The sequence below is a fragment of the Virgibacillus dokdonensis genome (genome assembly GCF_900166595.1).
Classification (GTDB): Bacteria; Bacillota; Bacilli; order Bacillales; family Amphibacillaceae; genus Virgibacillus; species Virgibacillus dokdonensis.
The window spans coordinates 747,037-765,574 of sequence record NZ_LT745763.1 but is presented as its reverse complement, the minus strand read 5'-3'; the positions used below and the strand labels follow the sequence as shown (position 1 = coordinate 765,574).

The window sequence follows — 18,538 nt, the reverse complement described above, 5'->3', positions numbered from 1 at the left end:
CAAGACCTCCCCCGGTAAGAGCGAAAACTTTCCTCCCATGTAACTGCTAGATTTACTGTATAGGTTTCGGGCAGTATTGGACTTCAGTTTGTTAGGCAACCTTATCCGACCTAATTCAGCCTTCTATCTAGTTTCTGTTCGTCAGTTCAGGAGTTTGCGTCCGACTTCCTTCAGCCACTACCTCGCGATAGCCACCTTGTCTTTCGCTAACAGTTCCTACTGCCATGCCTGTAGTGGACTTTCACCACCAAGTTTTCGCCCATGCAGGGCGCACCCACAAAAAGCCCCTAAACATAGATTTAGGGGCTTTGAAAAGTCAGATTATTCCTCTTGTTTCCGCTTTTGGACAGTCAATAATAGAAAGGCTAGTAAGTTATTAAAAAAAAAGTAGCTATGATTCTATCCCACAAAAGTCAAACTTAAGCTATTCCCTGTTTTGCCACCACAACTAGAACCTTTTTCTTTACCTTATCTTTAGAAAAAATGGCTTGTGTCCAAGTCTTTATGGAATAAAACACTGGTTTTTCTTATCCGATAAACCACTATCTTATCGTGTAAAAGAACTTGGTTATTTCATGTAGTGTACGGATTTTATGGGAAAAAACATACAGTTTAGCGCTTTCTTTTATATCTGTTATTCTTTTCGAATGGCTAAAAACCCAATTCATCTTCATGATAAACAGGCACAATAAAGCCATCTAGTTTGGAACAACTATCCAAATATGGAATTACCTTTTTCCTTCTCCCATCCAGACTTTAACTGTCGGTTCTGGAATCACACCAGATCCACCGTTTGCGCGAATATCAAACGGGTCACGGACTTAAAGTGGCGTACCACTTTTCACCGTCGGTCGGGAATTTCACCCTGCCCCGAAGGAATGCTAAATTTAGTTTTGGTTTTCAGTAAGTTCTAACATGGATCCGCATAAGTATTTAGGAAGAAACCTTTGCTTATCACATGTTTTTTCTTTTCTGATAACTAGATAGTATCAATAACAAAAATAAAAAGCAAGTTTAAAAACTTACTTGCCTTGTTCATCACATATTAGAAAAGCTTGCCTTATCGTCACATTTTCAAGATGTTTTGTCTGTCTAGCCAAGGGGGTTAACATTTAGAGGGTGTCTCGCTCTAGACAAGGCATGGTGGCTCCTTTTATGATATAGCCTTTTCCTATATTGTAAATATAAATTACAATTCGTATTCCTCAATTAAAGCAGATTTTCTTCGTAACGTTCTAATCGAAACGTCATGCTCACCTAATATTTCATGAATGGACTTTTGATCTTCCGAAATAGTTTTAACGCCATCATTAGTTTCTAATACAGCACGTTTAATGAACTGATTCTCCGCTTTTATTTCTTCTATATCTGTTTCCAGCTTTTCAAATCTATCGTTCATTTCAACAAACTTCTCATCCACTTTATCAAATCGACTATCTATACCTGCGAACTTCTCATTTACTTTATCAAATTGACTGTCTATACCTGCGAACTTCTCATTTACTTTATCAAATTGACTGTCTATACCTGCGAACTTCTCATCCATTTTATCAAGCCGACTGTTTATTTCACCTAATAGCTTCATTACATTCTCTTCAAATTTTGACATATTTATCACCTCTTTATCATTATAATTTTCATAAAAAAGTCATTTTCCGCAAAACCTGATGCTACCTTCATTATATCAGAATTAATGACAAATACATATAAGAAAAACACTGTCGTTTTTCGGCCATAGGACTTGGTTTGTCGCCAAGTCCTATGGATGAAATCTTACAGCACTTTATATCGTTTAACTTTCGTTCATTTCATATGTAATGGTTGTTAAATGATCTGCAGAAGCTGCTACTTCGTCAACTGCTTTACTTAATTCTGTAATAATATCTATAAAAGATACAATTTCACGATCAATCTTATTATTTTGATTTTTTGTTTCATGCATGGCTTCCATTATTTGTGAAAAATGCTGCTCTGTTTCTTGCAACCCATCGTTTCCTTGTTTAATTTTTGTTCCTACTGCACTTAAGGAGCTTGTAATCTTATCCACTTGCGTATTCATATTCCCAATGAGTGAGGATACATTCGTTACCGATTCTTTCGTTTGTTCAGATAAATTGCGAACTTCTTCAGCCACTACTGCGAACCCTCGGCCGTATTCACCCGCTCTTGCTGCTTCTATAGAAGCATTTAAGGCAAGTAAATTCGTTTGTTCAGCAACTTCTTTAACAATATTTACAATGGACTGCATCTTTTTAGAAACATCTAATAAATGGTGCACATCATTTCCTAGATGCTCTACCGAATTATATAGAGCTTTCATGTTTTCATCCTGCTTATTTAATTGTTCTTTTCCTTTTTTTGCTCTACTGTAAGCATCCTCCGATAATGATGTGCCATTATTGGCAATCGCTATCACTTCTTTTGATTGCGATTGCAACTGCTGAAAGGAAGCATTCGTTTCTTCAGAAATAGCTGCTAAGCTTTCCGTAGATTCTGCTACTCGCTCCCGAATTTGTTGTTTTTGTAAATTTGCTTCCCGTTTTAATTGGTTCGTCTTTTGATCATAGGCTTCTAGCACAAGTTGCTGTTCTAAATTAATTATTTTTGATACTGCACGTATAGCCAAAAGCGATTCATTTTTCGTTTCTATATTTTGCTCAATGATATCCATTAGCGATAAAAACAAATCCTGAAAGGCACTCATATACCATTTTGTATCAAGTCCTATATTTACATGCATGTTAGCAATTCTTACTCGTTTTTCAAAATAAGTAGGATTGATGACACCATCAAACATTTCACATATATGTCGCTTTAACGTTTGTTTTAATTTTTCAATGGAACTGTGTGTATTAATAATTTGCATTAAAGATGGTTCCTTAGCTAAATTATCATAAAAACGTTCAACAATCTCATGGCTATTTTGTATTACATAAGGCTTTAATTGACGAATGATGGATAGATCAGATATAGTTAGCCCAATCATTTGAATTTGCTTAGCAACATCATTACCATTCTCTACCTTCAAGCTTATCTCCGTATTCTTCCCTGCACTTTTTCGAAAAAAAGAAGCCTCTTTCTGTTTTTTAAAAATCATTGCAAAACCCCCTATTTATGTATATATCTATATGACAAGTAGTTATATTCTACTAGATTTTGCTACGATTTTCCTATAAAAAGCCCAAAAGAGCGATTATTCAAACTGCAGCATACATTTAATGTCTTTCTTCTCTCTTATACAACCATTTCAGTTTTAGGGTACACCTTATATATGTCGACCAAAATGCTCACTACTTTAAATTATTGTCCATCTTTCATTTGCCATACGATAGTTTTTTCTTTCCATTTCTTTCTATTGTGGTAGAAAAACTTGGCTGCAAAAGAAAACTGCCCCAAAACAAGCGTTTTAAGACAGTTTTCTCTTTCACTTATTATTATCGAACAGCACAACGATTAGGACCGATTTCCATTTCACGTTGTTTTTCCTCATCAGGAGTAATTTTCCCCATATTCGTCTGACGAATTTCTTGATACGCATTTGGTTGAGGTGGTAAATTCTCCGTTACTAGTTTTCTAAATTCCGCTTCGTCTTCAATATTTAATCCGTGGTTCTTCGCAAATAGTGTTCCCAGCTTTTCAGCAACTGTACCATCTTCATTCAATTCTTCGATAATCATAAAGTGAGCCGGAAGAACGATGAGTTCATTTGATAATTCACGGTAACGATGATACAACGTTTCGCGTAGATCTCCTACCCAATCTTCTGCAAGTCCAGCTAAATCTGGTCTACCAATAGAATCAATGAATAGAATATCACCTGTCAATAAATATTTTTCACCGACGACAAAGGATGTAGAACCAATGGTATGCCCCGGGCTATATAAAGCATGGATATTAATGGTTGTATTACCAATCTTCACTTCTTCCCCGTCTTCTAGAGCTTGATAATCAAATACAACTTCTCCAGCGTCTTTCGGTGGAAGCCAATACGTCGCTCCTGTTTCTTTAGCGATACTTCTACCACCAGAAATATGATCTGCATGCAAGTGTGTGTCGAGCACATGCTTAATAGTAACGCCAAGCTCCTTCGCAAAACGAGTGAAAATTCCTGTCATGCGTGTAGCATCAATAATTGCCGCTTCACCATTAGACACTACCATATAAGAGAGACATCCTTTTCCTAAGCGAACAAATTGATACATTTCACCACCGTTAGTTAAATCACCAACTTTTATTGGCTCCATGTGTTCGCTCCAAGCTTTCATACCGCCTTCTAAATAGAAAACTTGTAATCCCTGTTCCGACAGCATTTCAGCAACCATTACAGAAGATCCTTCCTTCGCACAAACAACTAAAATATCTTTATCTGTTGGCAATTTATCTAAAATACTATCTACACCATCAATTAAATCAAAGTAAGGGACGTTTAAATATGAAAAATTTTCTCCTTCTATCTTCCAATCTGCAAAATCACTTTCATTACGAACATCCAAAATAAATAATTCTTTCTTTTGGATGACCTTTCTTGCTACTTCATGAGACTTCATTGCTGTAAAAGACATCTCCATACCTCCATTTGTTACGTTTTTATTTACTTACTTTTGGATCCTTACTCTTTAACAATACCCCGCAGGGTATTGTTAAAGCCAAAAAAATAACTTCTCTTCATTATACCCTATGAGGTATTATAGAATAATATATCCACATTGTCAACCACTTAAAACTTAGACGATTTTTTCTAATTTTCCACTGTCAAGATGGAACAATAATCCACTTACGCTTACTCCTTCTCCATATGCTTTGTAGATAGGATGATCTTTTATATGCTCTACCTGTTTCATGATATTGGTTTTCGTTAGCTCATCCATGGAGACTTCTTTGTTAGAACTTGAATCTGGTAAATTACTGCGGATGTTAGCAATCCATGGTGCTAATTCTTCTTCATTGTTACCACTCCAAGCAGCGTGAATACCACCACATTCTGTATGCCCCTTTATAATAATATGCTTCACTTTAAGATGGACCAAGGCATAATAAAGACTCGCTGAAAAACTTGCATCCTCTTTCGCTACTTGGTTAGCAATATTTCGGTGGACAAACATATTGCCAAGCTTCATTTGCGAAATGACTGATGGACTAACTCGAGAATCACTACATGCTAATACGAAGAAATCAGGGTGTTGCCCTTGTTGTAACTGATTGAAAAGATCCGGGTCTTCCAATTGCGTTTTTTTAACAAAATCTTGATTACTTTGAATGATATGTTGTTCATCCATCGTTCTTCACCCTATTTTTCAATGATTTTACTGCTTCTTCAATAGTAATATAGTGAATCATCTGATGGTATTTTTTATCCCAGCTTGCTTTTTCTAATACATCCATGACAGGCCCTTTAATACCCGCAAATAAAAATTGCGTATGCTGATTACAAGTCTGCATCATTTCCTCCAATGAATGAATGGAAACAGCATCCATCGAATTCACTCCGGAAAAATCCATAATAACATACTTTGTATCTGGTTTTTCTGCTAACCGATTACACAATTTATCTTCAACAAATGACATATTAGCGAAGAACAGATCAGCATCTACACGAAAGATGATTACCTCTGGATCATCCATTGCATCAGGATAACGTTGCTTGTTTTTATACACACCACGACTTTCCACAAAGCCTAATTCCGCAATATGTGGATAAGCATTTTTACTAACATAGACAAGCAGTGAAAATACAATACCGATTAAAATACCTGTTTGAATTCCGAGCACTAATGTTGCCAAAAATGTTAGTATCCAAGTCCAACCGTCTGCATTGTTAAGTTTAAATAGTTTTTTAGCTTCATGAAAATCGATCAAACTATAGACAGCTACCATAATAATTGCCGCCAACACAGCCTTTGGAAGATAATAAAATAAATCTGTGAAAAAAAGTAATGTTAGCATAATGAGCACTGCCGTAATAATTGAAGCTAACGGCGTTCTTGCACCTGCTTGGTAATTGACCGCTGATCTAGAAAAACCACCTGTTACAGGATAAGCAGAGAAAAAGGAACCTCCAACATTTGCCAAACCTAAGCCTATTAATTCCTGATTTGCATTTACTTTATACTTTTCTTTAGCTGCGATAGCCTTTGCCATAGCAATAGATTCCATAAAGCCAACAAAGGTAATGGTAAACGCTATTGGTAGCAAAGCAACGATGGAATCCATCGTAAATGTTGGGAAAGACAATGCTGGCAGTCCTTTAGGAACTTGCCCTACAATCGATACACCATCTTCATATAAATTGAAAACATACACTGCTAAGATGCTTAGTGTAACCACTACAATAGGGCCAGGTATCTTTTTTACATATTTTTTAAATAGAATTAACAAAACAATACTACCAATACCAATCGTTAATGTAATTGGGTTAATTTCGGATATTCGTTTTACAGATTCTAAGATAAGCAAAAACACTTCACTTTTTCCAGATTCATACGTAACACCAGTTAGGTCCTTTAATTGACTCAAACCGATAATGATCGCTGCTGCTGAAGTAAAGCCACTAATGACAGCATGCGACAGAAAGTTAACTAAGAATCCTAGCTTAAGAACCCCTAATAATAATTGAATCAATCCTACCATTAGCATGAGTAAAAGAACGAGCGAAACATACTCCGATGATCCGGGTTCGGCTAATGTTGAAACACCACTTAGAACAAGTAAAGACACCATTGCTACTGGACCTACTGCTAACTGTCTTGATGTACCAAAAAGCGCATAGATAATTAAAGGAATTGTTGAAGCATATAGTCCGATAACTGGGTCTAAACCAGCTAACATGGCATAAGCCATACCTTGTGGGATTAGCATAATGGCTACAATTAATCCGGCTGATAAGTCACCACTGAAATCACTACGATTATAATTTGGCAACCAATCAAACGCTGGAACTAGTTTTTTCCACAATTTAAAAACCCCTTCCTGCTGAATCGGGTACAGACGCTTTTCATGGATTTTGCGCCTTGCATCCCAATGGAGCCACCTCCAATTCACTTATTACATTATTAGGAAACGTTCAGATCGTTTTCTAGTCTCGGGGGAAAGTGCCCCCGAGAAATGTTATTAAGCCTTTTTAATCCAAAACTTAAATACATCGCCTTCTTCGGCTTCTTTTACTAATTCATGCCCACCAGACTTAGCCCACGCCGTTAAATCACTTTTTGAACCTTTATCTGTTGTATGCACCTCTAAAATCTCTCCTGCATTTATTTCTTCGATCGCCTTCTTTGTTCTTACTACTGGCATTGGGCATGCTAACCCTTTTGCGTCTAATACTTTTGCTGCTTCCATAAATAAAATCCTCCTTTAAATTTGACTGTATATCTGCGTCAAACAGGGATATCCCTGATTTTAAATACATTTATCTAATATAATCTACCATTTAGAATAAAGTAACTCACTCGTTTATTTCCTAGTTTAGAATGTTAGCGTCATATTGGCATCTTTCGCATATTCAATAAAAGATGCTGCACCAGCGACTTCAATACCATCAACGAGCTGATCTTTTTCTAAGTTCATTACATCCATTGTCATTTGACAGGCTAGTATTTTTACATCCATTTCTTGCGCAATACTTAATAATTCTGCAATGGATGGTACATTTGCTTGTTTAAAGCCTTCCTCAAAATGCTCTTTTCCTTCTGGCAATGGAAGGTTTTTATGAGCTTCCTTATGAATTAAATTTAATCCTTCAAATGTAAAGAAAATGCCTACTTCTGCATCCGATGCTGCAGCTGCTGTTGCTAAATTGAAAACTTTATATGCATCAAACAGTCCCCCATTTGCTGCAATAATTGCCACTTTTGTATTTGCCATGTTTTTATTCCTCCATATTTAGTTATTTTTTTCAAGTGATCCTTCCCACTTGGTCATACCTGGAACAACGTTGATCACATCCTTAAATCCATGAGCAGTAAGCTTTTGCGAAGCTAAATCGCTACGGCTTCCCGTCCGGCATATAACATATAATTCTCTTTCTTTATCTAATTCTTCTAGTCTTGTATCCAATTGATCTAAAGGAATATTGATTGCCCCAGGTATATGACCAAAGGCAAATTCTGCCGGCTCACGCACATCAAGGATAGAAATAGTATCCTTTGCTTCTACTTTCTTTTGTAAGTCATTTAAATTAACCACGTTATCATGCTTCGTTTCTTCTTTCTTTTCCGCTTCACTAGCTACGCGGATGTAATGTTTCAACACGTCTCCTTCTTCTACCGTGCCAATGTATTGATGCCCTGTGCTTTCAGACCAAGCTTTTATATCCGCTGTAGAACCTTTATCTGTAGCTTGCACTTCAATAACTTCTCCAGCCTTTAAATTGCTAATCGCTTTTTTCGTTTTAACAATTGGCATAGGGCAAGATAGCCCTTTGGCATCTAATACTTCATTTGCAGTAATACTCATCTTCATTCCTCCTATATTTCTACTTCTTCATCCCAAGCAAGCATGCCTCCAGCTATGTTTGTACAATCAATGTTGTTTTCTGCTAAAATTTTACATGCAGTGGCGCTTCTACCACCAGAACGGCAAATGACATAATAATGTTCATCCTTGTTTAATTCCTGGACACGATTTGCTACGTCTCCTAATGGGATGTGGAGTGCTCCAGGGGCCTTCCCTAGCGCTACTTCATCATCTTCCCGAACATCAATAATCTTTATTTGTTGATCTTGTTGATACTTCTTTATCAAATCTTGTGTTGTAATTTCCTTCATTTTTCACCCTCCAAGAGCTGTTTGTTTTATATAAATAAGGTTATATTTGCATCTTCGGAATCTCCGACATATGCTCCTACGCCACCGTACTCAATATTGTCGAGCAACTCCTCTTTTTGCAAACCTAATAAATCCATTGTCATCGTACAAGCAAGTAGTTTTATGTCTTGCTCCTGCGCCATAGAAATTAAATCAGGAAGTGGCATAGCATTATGCTTTTTCATGACTTGCTTCATCATTTTTGGCCCCATTCCTAAATAATTCATCTTAGATAGTCCCATTTTATCAGCACCACGCGGCATCATTTTTCCAAACATTTTCTCCAAGAAGCCTTTTTTTACAGGAGCTTGATTATCTTTGCGTAGTGCGTTTAACCCCCAAAATGTGTGGAAAATCGTTACTTCATGATCATAGGCAGCAGCACCATTAGCAATAATATAAGCAGCCATCGCTTTATCGTATTCACCACTAAATAGAATAATTGTCGTCCTCTTTTTTTCAGCCATCCATAAACTCCTTTCTTTTTATATATATAGGCGTAGGGGTATTGTTCACTATAAAAAAATGGGTGACTTGTTTAATCACTATTGTTAATAATATTTATTATCTAATGATTTGTCAACTATAAATTCATCTGCCATGTTACTCGGTAAAATGATACGGCGCTTCACCTTCGCTTTGAAGCTACTCACTAATCAGAGCAGCTTTTTTCGTCTCTTACATAGTAGCCTTTGACAGCATACCCCTTGTTGCATAAAAATCTAGCAGCAATATTTTTTTCTACACTATTTGAAGCAACTAAAATAACAGAGTTGCTTGGAATGTCTTGATAATGCCGATTTAAATAAGCTAACGGTAAACATAAAGCTCGATCCAGCGCATCTTTATAAGATTTATTATAATCTCTTAAATCAACTAAAACGGTTTGATCATCTTTAACAAATAATTCATCTTCATCTAAGCTACTAACTCCCCGTACAGGGAAATATCTTTGGTAGGAAAAATATAGAATTAGAACAACTATACTCATAAACAACAATGCCATACTACGACTCCTTGTATAGTATATTTAGACGTTGATATTCGCCTATTATCTCTAACAGCACTCTCCCCCTATATCCAGGCACCCATGCCACCTTTTACGTTAGTTATTTTTCCAAATCCTTGTTTTTTTAATATTTTTGCTGCACGCATACTACGCATACCGCTTTGACAAATAACGACGACTTCTTTTTGCTTATCTAATTCGTTACAACGATTCATTAGCTCGTGTAACGGTATGTTTTTAAATGGTTTTTGATGATTTGCCTTATATTCTTGCGGGGTACGGACATCAATAAATTGTACTTTTCTATCTTTCAACTTGTTTTTTACTTCTTGTACAGTCATTTGTGTCACGCCTTTTACCGGCATAAACCTACTAACTATAAACACAACTGCTATAGCAATGAGCACCCATTGCACTATTTCCATATCACTCTCTCCTTATAGGGGTATAGGTATTATTTTCGAAAAATTTTTTATATATCGGTTTTGTTTTCTAATAGCTCTTCATGTTATCCATCATAGTATCAAGAGTGAGTAATAATATATTAAGACACACATGGATCAAACAAGTATGACTAGACCAACTGGTTTTCTTTGTTTAGAACTATCCTTTTACCAAATAAGCGTATTTTTTTATACCAGCCTCAAATCTATCGTGCAAAAAAGATGCTTTATCTACTCTTTACAAGCAAATTGACCGCTTCATTAATTAAAGGTTCTGCATCTTCATCATCTGCTTGACGAATACAAGCCTCCAGATTTTTGCTAACTACAAGTGCTGAAGTTCTATCTAAGGCACTCTTTACAGCTGATAACTGCATGACGACATCTTTACAATCTTTTTCTTCTTCCATCATTTTAATAATACCTTTTACTTGTCCTTCTATACGTTTCATACGATTTTTTACTTTTGCATCGTATTTCATGATCGTCTACTCCTTTCCTCAAAGTTATATCTAAATCCACTTCATGTTCAAACTGCTATCTTTACGAAATTAACGAAAGATTTAGGAATCATCACTAAAACAGAGTTATACCGACGTGGGCGCTAGCCCGTTTTTAGTCGGCCTTCCTCTTAGCAACGAACCAATAATGACTTAGCTTAGGGCAATATCGTGAAGTCGCCTCGTTGCTGGGCGATGATTTTATACTTTCCTATAATGATAGAAAACTTGACTTTTCTCCAAATCTACGATTTCATTCTTTGTATAATATAAAATAAGTTGACCACGAGACCATCCTCATTGGTGCATCATTTTCATGCTACAAACCCATTTTATACCCCCTTAGGTATTTTGTCAACAATTTTCGTTTCTTATTAGAATAACTTGGTTTATCATCAAATTTTTATAGCGAAAATGCGGTCTTTTTGCTTATCTATAAATCATAAACATTTTATTCTTTCATAAGAATTAGAAAAAAAGGTTTACCGTCAAGTCTTATAACGAAACTGTAGTTTTCTTATACTATAAACCTTTAAACTTTTATACTTTCCTAGTAGTACAAGGAAAGACCGCTACAAAACCGCGGTCTCTCCAATCTTTCATACTTTTGAAGCTGCAACTTGCTTGCTTGTCGCTTCTTTATCATTTGCTCTTTCATATGCTTCCAGTAAAAAATCGACAATATGCACGGCATTCATTTCCTTAGACAAACCTTCTCTTTCAATACCTAGCTTCATTTGCAGTAGACAACCTGGATTCGTCGTCACAATCGTTTTCGCATTCGTATTCCTTGCTTGTTCCATTTTATAATCAAGGATTTGCATCGACATTTCGGATTGAACAATATTATAAATGCCTGCTGAACCACAGCAACAACTTGCATCTTTCATTTCTACATACTGAACACCGGAAATTGACTCTAGCAATTGCCTTGGTTCCATAAATGTTTTTTGACCGTTCTTCAAATGGCAAGAATCTTGATACGTAACGACTTGTTCCGGTAAAGACAACGGCTGTTTATGAAATTCAAGTTCTACTAACACCCGAGTGATATCTTTGATTTTCGCACAAAAGCGCTCTGCACGTTCATGCCATTGCGGATCATCTTTTAATAAATGAGCGTATTCCACTAAAAAGGCACCGCATCCACCCGCATTTGTAATAATATAATCCACTTCAGCTTCTTCAAAAGCAGCAATGTTGCATTTTGCCATTTCTCGAGCATGATCCATTTCCCCACTATGTCCGTGTAATGCTCCACAGCAAGCTTGTATTTTAGGAACAACAATTTCGCACCCTGCATACTGCAATAGCTTCATGGTAGCATCATTTGTTTCCATAAAAATGGTATCCATTAAACAGCCAGAAAAAAACGCTATCTTCTTGGTACGATTTCTGTGGAGTGGCTGTAAGTGATGTGGGCGTCGTTTCATTGCAGAACGCTTTGGAACATCTGGAAGCACTTTTTCCATGGTGCGCATCGTCTCAGGAAAAAGTTTCATGACGCCAGTTGCTTGTGCAAGTTTTTGAGCACCAGAACGTTGGTAAAAGCTCAGTAAACCAGTCAGCCCAATCATGCGATTTTGTTGAGGGAAAATATTTTTTAAAAAGATCCCCTTCATTACTTTTTCTGGTAATGTTGGATTTTTGCTTTGATAAATCGCATCCCTTGCTTGCTCTAATAATCTGCCAAAGTTCACACCAGAAGGACACACGGGTTCACAAGCTCTACAGCCAAGACAAAGGTCAATAGATTCTTTCACTTCTTCACTAGGTTCAATCACCCCGTCGACCAAACCTTTCATTAAAGCGATTCGCCCACGTGGTGAATGGACTTCATTTCTTCCTGTTTCAACATATGTTGGACAACTTGGTAAACAAAATCCGCAACGCGTACAATTCATTAGTTCATCATAATCCATTTTTTCTTGAAAAGCGGTCTGAATGCGTGCTTTTTCTTGTGTATCCATTTATTTCTCCACCTCCTTACTTTGCTTTGTGAGCGGGTCAAACATTTTTCCTGGATTCATAATTTCATGGGGATCTAACGCTTGCTTTATACGGCGCATCGCCTCAACTCCATGCTCTCCCGCTTTCAAATGCAAATAAGGAAGCTTCATCATTCCGACACCGTGTTCACCTGTAATCGTTCCTCCAAGGTCAACCGCCTTCTCAAAAATTTCTGCAAATGCTTTTTCTACTAATTCCATTTCTTTCTCATTACGAGCATCTGTAAGGCATGTCGGATGGAGGTTTCCGTCACCAGCATGACCGAATGTACAAATAGTTAGCTCGTACTTTGCAGCAATTTCCCCAATTGCTTTTACCATTGCTGCAATTTTCGAGCGCGGCACCGTAGCATCTTCCAAAATAGTTGTCGGCTTTAACCGAGATAGCGCGGATAACGCTGTTCTCCGCGCTGCCGTCAATTGCTCTGCCTCTTCATCTGTTTGCGCCACCTGTACGTCAAATGCTTGATTATCTTTACATAACGACGCAATCTTTTCCATATCACGAGCGACTACTTCAGGTGACCCATCTTGTTCAATTAATAGCACTGCTTTCGCTTCTGTCGGCAGTCCAATTTTGGCATAGTCTTCTACAACTTGCACTGTCGCTTGGTCTAAAAATTCCAAGGTAGCAGGAATAATGCGGTTGGCAATAATCGCTGACACACTTTCCGCGGCAGCTGCTAAATCATGATAAAGGGCAAGCATCGTTTGTTTTGTTTCTGGTTGTGGAACAAGCTTTAAGATCGCTTCGGTAATAACCCCAAGCGTCCCCTCTGCTCCGACATACAATCTTGTCAAATCGTACCCCGCTACATCTTTGGCAAGCTTTCCACCAGTTTGAATGATCTCACCGTTTGGCAAAACGATCTCAAGTCCAAGCACGTAATCTCTCGTCACACCATATTTAAGCCCTCGCAGTCCACCAGAGTTCTCACTAATATTCCCCCCGATTTGCGATATGTGCATCGAACCTGGATCTGGCGGATAGAAAAGACCTACTGCTTTCGCTCTATCTAAAATATCTTTTGTATATACCCCAGCCTGTACGGTCATAGTTAAGTTTTCTTCATCAATTTCTAAAATTTCTCGCATGTGCTTAAAAATAAGCACTATTCCTCCTTCTGAAGGCGTTGTGCCAGCACATAGATTTGTCCCAGACCCACGAGGTACAATTGGTATTTGATGTTCATTACAAACTTTCACCACCGCTGAAACCTCATGTTTATTTCTCGGTGCTACCATTGCATCAGGTAATGTCTGATACCGTGGCGTAGAATCATATGAATAAGCTAGTAAACTTGCATTGTTATCTTCTACATTATTTTCCCCGACAATTGCGATTAGCTTTTCTCTTACATCCCTATTTAACATACACATTCTCCTACATAGTAATAATTCTATTTTAAGAAAAATTAAAAGAAAAAGAAATGTATATTTGAACAAAAATTCAGCAGAGATAACGCCTTCTTTTGGTTCAATGTACAAGTTTTTAATTATAAAAACAATTTATATGAAATCTGCTTACAAGCTGTAACATTTCGTGGTTCGTATATCAAATTCTAGATTCCGCGCTTGCTATAACTTTTGTCATTTTGAACTTCAGCAACTTTACATTTTATTACTTATTATAATTACATGATGATAAGCGAAAGGCCATATACAATAACATAACATCATCCAACTTTTTAAGATTTAAATTAGTAATTTCTGCAATTCGATTTAGCCGGTAATGCAATGTATTTTTATGAATATGTAAAGCATTCGCCGTAACTTGCATTTGCATATCATGAGAAAACCAGCTCGCTAGCGTTTTCATTAGCTCTTTTTCTTTTACTAACTCTTTTAAAGTTCGACAAATAAACGTTTCTTTTGTTTGCGCACTAATTTCATGTTCGAGCATTTCAAAACGTAAATCCGCTTCAAACACAACAGGATTTGTCCCATCAGCATGTTCGCTTGCCTTTACTGCTTGCGAAAACGATGCCGATAAGTGCTCTGGCTCAACAATATTTCCAACCCCAGCATACAAATGTTCATCTAATTCTTGGTATACAGCAGCGATCCATTTGCGTAGGCAATGATCTAATAACGATGCCTCTACTGCTTCAACTAACATGACAATTCGGTCTTGCCCCCACCTTACAAACAAAGCACCGACGAAATCATCCCAAACAGATTTCAACTTTTCAAATCGATGGTACGAAAATCCAGTTTTTAATTCTTTTCTTTTAAATACAACTACTTGCTTATAAGCTTCCATGTTAATATGAAAAAATTTACTTCTCTCAACTAAACTCGTATAGCTGCTTGTTTGATTGAGCCAGTCAAAAATAAAAAATTCCACGTCACGTGCTTTGCTTTCCTGATTTATTCTAGTTAGCGAATCTTGTATAAATAATTCTGTCACTTTTTGTACCAATCTAGCATATGGCTCTACGATAGACGGGTTACCAGTAATCCCAAGGACACCCAAAGGAATTTTGTTAATCACAATTGGAAACACGACGCCTTCTCTTACGCCATGTAGTTTTTTGGTTAACTCTTTTGACATGATCATTTTTTCTTTATGTTGCATTGCTATACAAGCACCTTCATGGTAACTGCCAATTCGTTTAGCATCTGTACTCGCCACAATATAACCTTGCTGATCTGTTACAATCACTTCTTCCTTAATAAGCCGATTCATTTCCTGAACAATCGAGTTATAGAGCCGATCTGTTTGCAGCAGAATATTTTCCAATGCTTTTCACCTACTCGTTTGTATTTCTACATTATCTTATCACGCAAACAATAAAGCTGTCTTTCGATCAGCTACAGGCGTATTTCGATATTGCTATTAAAAAGCAAAGCGAGATAGAAAAAAGGAAGGGAAATGCCGTTTTTGTTTTTCTTCTCATCTGTTTATTGCTCCGTCCCTTTTATTTGCAACTATTCTGTTCATCCTTTAGACTTGTCCTATTCAAATAATTCTATTAATTTTTTAGCATGTATAAAGTTTTTTATGGATAGGAGTTTACTCAGATGAATTTAAAAAAAGGGAGCCATAATTGTATTACGGATATTGCAGGAGTCCAAATTGGACATGTCACGTTATATGAAAAATTAGATGAGGAACAAACTATTTGCACTGGAGTAACGGCCATATTGCCGCATAAAGGCAACCTATTTCGTCATAAAGTCCATGCCGGGAGTGCTGTGTTAAATGGATTTGGCAAAACAGCAGGATTAGTTCAAATAAATGAACTTGGACTTGTGGAATCACCAATTATGCTGACAAATACATTTAGCGTTGGTTCTGTTTGGCAAGGAACGCTCGACTATATGCTCGATACAACAGAAGAAATTGGCGACACGACAAGTTCCATTAATATTGTTGTCGGGGAATGTAATGACAGTTATTTAAATACAGCGCGCTACCCTGCAATCAAGCCAGAACATGCTGTCAAAGCGATTAAATCAGCTAGCACCTCGCCTGTAGCTGAAGGCTCAGTCGGTGCGGGAAAAGGGATGGTATGCTTTGGTTATAAAGGGGGAATCGGAACAGCTTCACGTATCGTTTCACATAAATCCATAAACTATCAAATTGGCGGGATCGTATTAAGTAACTTCGGCAAAAGAGGTGATGCGCTCTTTGCTCGTTGGGAGCCAGTCCAACAAGATACCCCTGATGGTTCCATCATGATGATCTTAGCAACAGATGCACCACTACTCGAGAGACAATTACAACGACTTGCTAAACGTTGTGCTGCGGGTCTTGGGCGCACTGGTAGTCAATTAGCGAACGGCAGCGGTGACATTGCCATTGTTTTTTCAACTGCGAATAAAGTCCCACACGCTTCCGATTCCTACACACAAACCGTTGATTATTTACGGGATGATCATCCGTTAATGAACCAGCTGTTCCAAGCGGTCGTTGAAATTATTGAAGAATCGGTTATCCGCTCTTTACAAATGGCAGAGACGACAGAAGGAAGAAAGGGACGAATTGTAACAAAGGCCCCTTTATAGAAACAGAATGCATTCACAAGAGAATACTCATCTCATTATGCTAACAGGTAGGATCACACCACTTTAAAAATGCACGAGCCTCATTGCATAATGAGCGATGTTTTATCTAACAAAAGTTTAACGAGATATTCCACAGGGAACACCTCCTCTACAACCACATTTACGAAGGAGTGAGGATCACTATGCGAACAAATCTAAACCATTATTTTATTAACGGTGAATGGATCGGCTCAACTGGTTCCGAAACGATCCAAGTATGCAATCCTGCGACCGAAGAAGTGATTGGTGAGATTAGTTCTGGAACCGAAGAAGACCTCAATAAGGCAGTGGCTGCAGCAAAAGCAGCTTTCCCATCTTTTTCAAAAACGTCAAAAGAAGAACGAATCCAATTGTTGGAAGCCATCGCCAATGAGTATGAAAATAAAAAAGACGAACTGATTGACGTAATTACAGAAGAACTAGGATCTCCAGTATCTATTTCCCAAAATGTTCACTACACCATGGGATATAACCATTTCAAGCATGCAGCCGAAGCATTAAAAGACTTTTCTTTTGAAGAAAATCGAGGAAATCATAAAATTCGCAAAGAATCAATTGGTGTAAGTGGGTTAATTACACCTTGGAACTTCCCAACTAATCAGACCTCGACAAAAATAGCGGGAGCGATTGCAGCCGGTAGTCCCATGGTATTAAAACCAGCTTCGATGACACCTTTTGCAGCCATGATGCTAGCTGATATCTTGGCAACGGCTGGTGTTCCAAAAGGTGTGTTTAATTTAGTAAACGGTTCTGGTTCAACGATTGGAAATGGCATTAGCAAACATCCAGATATTGATTTTGTCTCCTTCACAGGTTCAGGAAAAGTAGGCGAAAAAATCATGAAAAATGGAGCAGAAACAATTAAAAAAGTAGCTCTTGAACTTGGAGGGAAATCACCACTTGTCGTATTAGAAGATGCAGACATGGAAAAAGCCGCGAAAACTGCGGCTTGGAATATTATGATGAACACAGGTCAAGTTTGCTCTGCAGCAACAAGAGCAATTATTCCAACTTCGAAAAAAGAGGCATTTGAAAAAGCAGTCAAACAAGCTGTTTCCTCTTTTGAATATGGAGACCCAAAACAAACAGAAACAAAAACAGGGCCGCTTATATCTAAAGATCAATGGGATACGGTACAATCCTATATTGAAAAGGGGATTCATGAAGGAGCAACTTTACTCCTCGGTGGCACTGGAAAACCAGAAGGCTTAGAGACAGGCTATTATGTAAAGCCAACCGTGTTTACAGATGTAACCAATGATATGGTCATTGCTCAAGAAGAAATTTTTGGACCTGTCCTCTCTGTCATCACCTATAATGATTTAGATGAAGCGCTAGAGATCGCTAATGATACGATTTATGGTCTGGCAGGTTACGTTGTCGGCAAAGATAAGCGGACACTTGCTCACGTAGCCAACAATATAAAAGCCGGACAAATTACGGTGAATGACGGAAAGACCGATTTCTTTGCTCCGTTTGGTGGCTATAAACAATCGGGTATTGGTAGAGAATGGGGCGACTACGGTATTGAGGAGTACCTCGAAGTAAAAGCGATTATGGGGTTATCTTCATGAACAATCGACACTTAGCATAGCTTCAAAGTAGCTGCCTTTATTGTTCTATGGCACAATTCCCAGAACGTTTCTTCAAAGCGTTTCCCATTGTTCAGTTAAGATTTATTAAATGACGAAGCCGCATAATAACTTACTATTATGCGGCTTCATTA

Annotated in this window: 18 protein-coding genes and 1 riboswitch; of the genes, 2 read left to right on the top strand and 16 right to left on the bottom strand. The window is 37.6% G+C overall.

Annotated features, from left to right (window positions below; all coding sequences use genetic code 11):
* Nucleotides 1–733: 733 nt before the first annotated feature.
* A riboswitch (FMN riboswitch) is annotated at nt 734–882 on the bottom strand.
* Between the two features lie 307 nt (nt 883–1,189).
* The 16 genes from B2C77_RS05315 to B2C77_RS05240 form a co-directional block, all read right to left on the bottom strand.
* Nucleotides 1,190–1,609, bottom strand: coding sequence for a hypothetical protein (locus tag B2C77_RS05315; RefSeq protein ID WP_077702699.1), 420 nt, complete (start codon nt 1,607–1,609; stop codon nt 1,190–1,192).
* Nucleotides 1,610–1,792: 183 nt separating this feature from the next.
* Nucleotides 1,793–3,097 (bottom strand): globin-coupled sensor protein, encoded by a 1,305-nt coding sequence (locus B2C77_RS05310; RefSeq protein ID WP_077702698.1) that lies wholly within the window; start codon nt 3,095–3,097, stop codon nt 1,793–1,795.
* 337 nt (nt 3,098–3,434) lie between these two features.
* Entirely contained in the window at nt 3,435–4,562 is a 1,128-nt protein-coding gene (locus B2C77_RS05305) for an MBL fold metallo-hydrolase (protein ID WP_077702697.1), read from the bottom strand.
* A gap of 162 nt (nt 4,563–4,724) precedes the next feature.
* Nucleotides 4,725–5,276 carry a carbonic anhydrase gene (locus B2C77_RS05300; RefSeq protein WP_077702696.1) on the bottom strand — a complete coding sequence of 184 codons (552 nt, stop codon included), beginning with the start codon at nt 5,274–5,276 and terminating at the stop codon, nt 4,725–4,727.
* Nucleotides 5,269–6,951 carry a SulP family inorganic anion transporter gene (locus B2C77_RS05295; RefSeq protein WP_077702695.1) on the bottom strand — a complete coding sequence of 561 codons (1,683 nt, stop codon included), beginning with the start codon at nt 6,949–6,951 and terminating at the stop codon, nt 5,269–5,271. Before B2C77_RS05295 ends, B2C77_RS05300 begins: the two co-directional genes overlap by 8 nt.
* A 156-nt stretch (nt 6,952–7,107) precedes the next feature.
* Nucleotides 7,108–7,335 carry a sulfurtransferase TusA family protein gene (locus B2C77_RS05290; protein ID WP_073011143.1) on the bottom strand — a complete coding sequence of 76 codons (228 nt, stop codon included), beginning with the start codon at nt 7,333–7,335 and terminating at the stop codon, nt 7,108–7,110.
* A gap of 126 nt (nt 7,336–7,461) precedes the next feature.
* Nucleotides 7,462–7,860: a DsrE/DsrF/DrsH-like family protein gene (locus B2C77_RS05285; protein ID WP_077702694.1), complete on the bottom strand. Its 399-nt coding sequence runs from the start codon at nt 7,858–7,860 to the stop codon at nt 7,462–7,464.
* 18 nt (nt 7,861–7,878) lie between these two features.
* Nucleotides 7,879–8,451: a sulfurtransferase TusA family protein gene (locus B2C77_RS05280; RefSeq protein ID WP_077702693.1), complete on the bottom strand. Its 573-nt coding sequence runs from the start codon at nt 8,449–8,451 to the stop codon at nt 7,879–7,881.
* Nucleotides 8,452–8,462: 11 nt separating this feature from the next.
* Nucleotides 8,463–8,762, bottom strand: coding sequence for a rhodanese-like domain-containing protein (locus tag B2C77_RS05275; RefSeq protein WP_077702692.1), 300 nt, complete (start codon nt 8,760–8,762; stop codon nt 8,463–8,465).
* A gap of 26 nt (nt 8,763–8,788) precedes the next feature.
* Nucleotides 8,789–9,268: a DsrE/DsrF/DrsH-like family protein gene (locus B2C77_RS05270; RefSeq protein ID WP_077702691.1), complete on the bottom strand. Its 480-nt coding sequence runs from the start codon at nt 9,266–9,268 to the stop codon at nt 8,789–8,791.
* A gap of 185 nt (nt 9,269–9,453) precedes the next feature.
* Entirely contained in the window at nt 9,454–9,807 is a 354-nt protein-coding gene (locus B2C77_RS05265) for a rhodanese-like domain-containing protein (RefSeq protein ID WP_077702690.1), read from the bottom strand.
* Between the two features lie 68 nt (nt 9,808–9,875).
* A complete protein-coding gene (locus tag B2C77_RS05260) occupies nt 9,876–10,235 on the bottom strand; it encodes a rhodanese-like domain-containing protein (protein ID WP_077702689.1) in 360 nt (119 codons plus the stop codon).
* A gap of 245 nt (nt 10,236–10,480) precedes the next feature.
* A complete protein-coding gene (locus B2C77_RS05255) occupies nt 10,481–10,735 on the bottom strand; it encodes a metal-sensitive transcriptional regulator (RefSeq protein WP_077702688.1) in 255 nt (84 codons plus the stop codon).
* A 617-nt stretch (nt 10,736–11,352) separates the two neighbouring features.
* The gene (locus B2C77_RS05250; protein WP_077702687.1) at nt 11,353–12,723 is read right to left on the bottom strand and encodes a (Fe-S)-binding protein; all 1,371 of its coding nucleotides are present in this window, start codon (nt 12,721–12,723) and stop codon (nt 11,353–11,355) included.
* On the bottom strand, nt 12,724–14,136 hold the full coding sequence (gene glcD, locus B2C77_RS05245; RefSeq protein ID WP_077702686.1) for a glycolate oxidase subunit GlcD: 1,413 nt from the start codon (nt 14,134–14,136) through the stop codon (nt 12,724–12,726).
* A 247-nt stretch (nt 14,137–14,383) separates the two neighbouring features.
* Nucleotides 14,384–15,505, bottom strand: a complete 1,122-nt coding sequence (locus B2C77_RS05240; RefSeq protein ID WP_077702685.1) for a CdaR family transcriptional regulator — start codon at nt 15,503–15,505, stop codon at nt 14,384–14,386.
* 281 nt (nt 15,506–15,786) lie between these two features.
* On the opposite strand from B2C77_RS05240, the gene B2C77_RS05235 reads away from it, so the two are divergent.
* Together B2C77_RS05235 and B2C77_RS05230 are read left to right on the top strand one after the other, a co-directional pair.
* Complete coding sequence (locus B2C77_RS05235; protein WP_077702684.1) at nt 15,787–16,773, top strand: DmpA family aminopeptidase; 987 nt, start codon at nt 15,787–15,789, stop codon at nt 16,771–16,773.
* A gap of 182 nt (nt 16,774–16,955) precedes the next feature.
* Nucleotides 16,956–18,386 carry an aldehyde dehydrogenase family protein gene (locus B2C77_RS05230; protein WP_077702683.1) on the top strand — a complete coding sequence of 477 codons (1,431 nt, stop codon included), beginning with the start codon at nt 16,956–16,958 and terminating at the stop codon, nt 18,384–18,386.
* The last annotated feature ends 152 nt before the right edge of the window (nt 18,387–18,538 follow it).

Coding starts and splice junctions, on each gene's coding strand:
- B2C77_RS05275 (WP_077702692.1), bottom strand. CDS start 8,762: ATGAAGGAAATTACAACACAAGATTTGATAAAGAAGTATCAACAAGAT.
- B2C77_RS05255 (WP_077702688.1), bottom strand. CDS start 10,735: ATGAAATACGATGCAAAAGTAAAAAATCGTATGAAACGTATAGAAGGA.
- B2C77_RS05260 (WP_077702689.1), bottom strand. CDS start 10,235: ATGGAAATAGTGCAATGGGTGCTCATTGCTATAGCAGTTGTGTTTATA.
- B2C77_RS05270 (WP_077702691.1), bottom strand. CDS start 9,268: ATGGCTGAAAAAAAGAGGACGACAATTATTCTATTTAGTGGTGAATAC.
- B2C77_RS05250 (WP_077702687.1), bottom strand. CDS start 12,723: ATGGATACACAAGAAAAAGCACGCATTCAGACCGCTTTTCAAGAAAAA.
- B2C77_RS05285 (WP_077702694.1), bottom strand. CDS start 7,860: ATGGCAAATACAAAAGTGGCAATTATTGCAGCAAATGGGGGACTGTTT.
- B2C77_RS05235 (WP_077702684.1), top strand. CDS start 15,787: ATGAATTTAAAAAAAGGGAGCCATAATTGTATTACGGATATTGCAGGA.
- B2C77_RS05280 (WP_077702693.1), bottom strand. CDS start 8,451: ATGAGTATTACTGCAAATGAAGTATTAGATGCCAAAGGGCTATCTTGC.
- B2C77_RS05300 (WP_077702696.1), bottom strand. CDS start 5,276: ATGGATGAACAACATATCATTCAAAGTAATCAAGATTTTGTTAAAAAA.
- B2C77_RS05265 (WP_077702690.1), bottom strand. CDS start 9,807: ATGGCATTGTTGTTTATGAGTATAGTTGTTCTAATTCTATATTTTTCC.
- B2C77_RS05315 (WP_077702699.1), bottom strand. CDS start 1,609: ATGTCAAAATTTGAAGAGAATGTAATGAAGCTATTAGGTGAAATAAAC.
- B2C77_RS05290 (WP_073011143.1), bottom strand. CDS start 7,335: ATGGAAGCAGCAAAAGTATTAGACGCAAAAGGGTTAGCATGCCCAATG.
- B2C77_RS05305 (WP_077702697.1), bottom strand. CDS start 4,562: ATGTCTTTTACAGCAATGAAGTCTCATGAAGTAGCAAGAAAGGTCATC.
- glcD (WP_077702686.1), bottom strand. CDS start 14,136: ATGTTAAATAGGGATGTAAGAGAAAAGCTAATCGCAATTGTCGGGGAA.
- B2C77_RS05310 (WP_077702698.1), bottom strand. CDS start 3,097: ATGATTTTTAAAAAACAGAAAGAGGCTTCTTTTTTTCGAAAAAGTGCA.
- B2C77_RS05230 (WP_077702683.1), top strand. CDS start 16,956: ATGCGAACAAATCTAAACCATTATTTTATTAACGGTGAATGGATCGGC.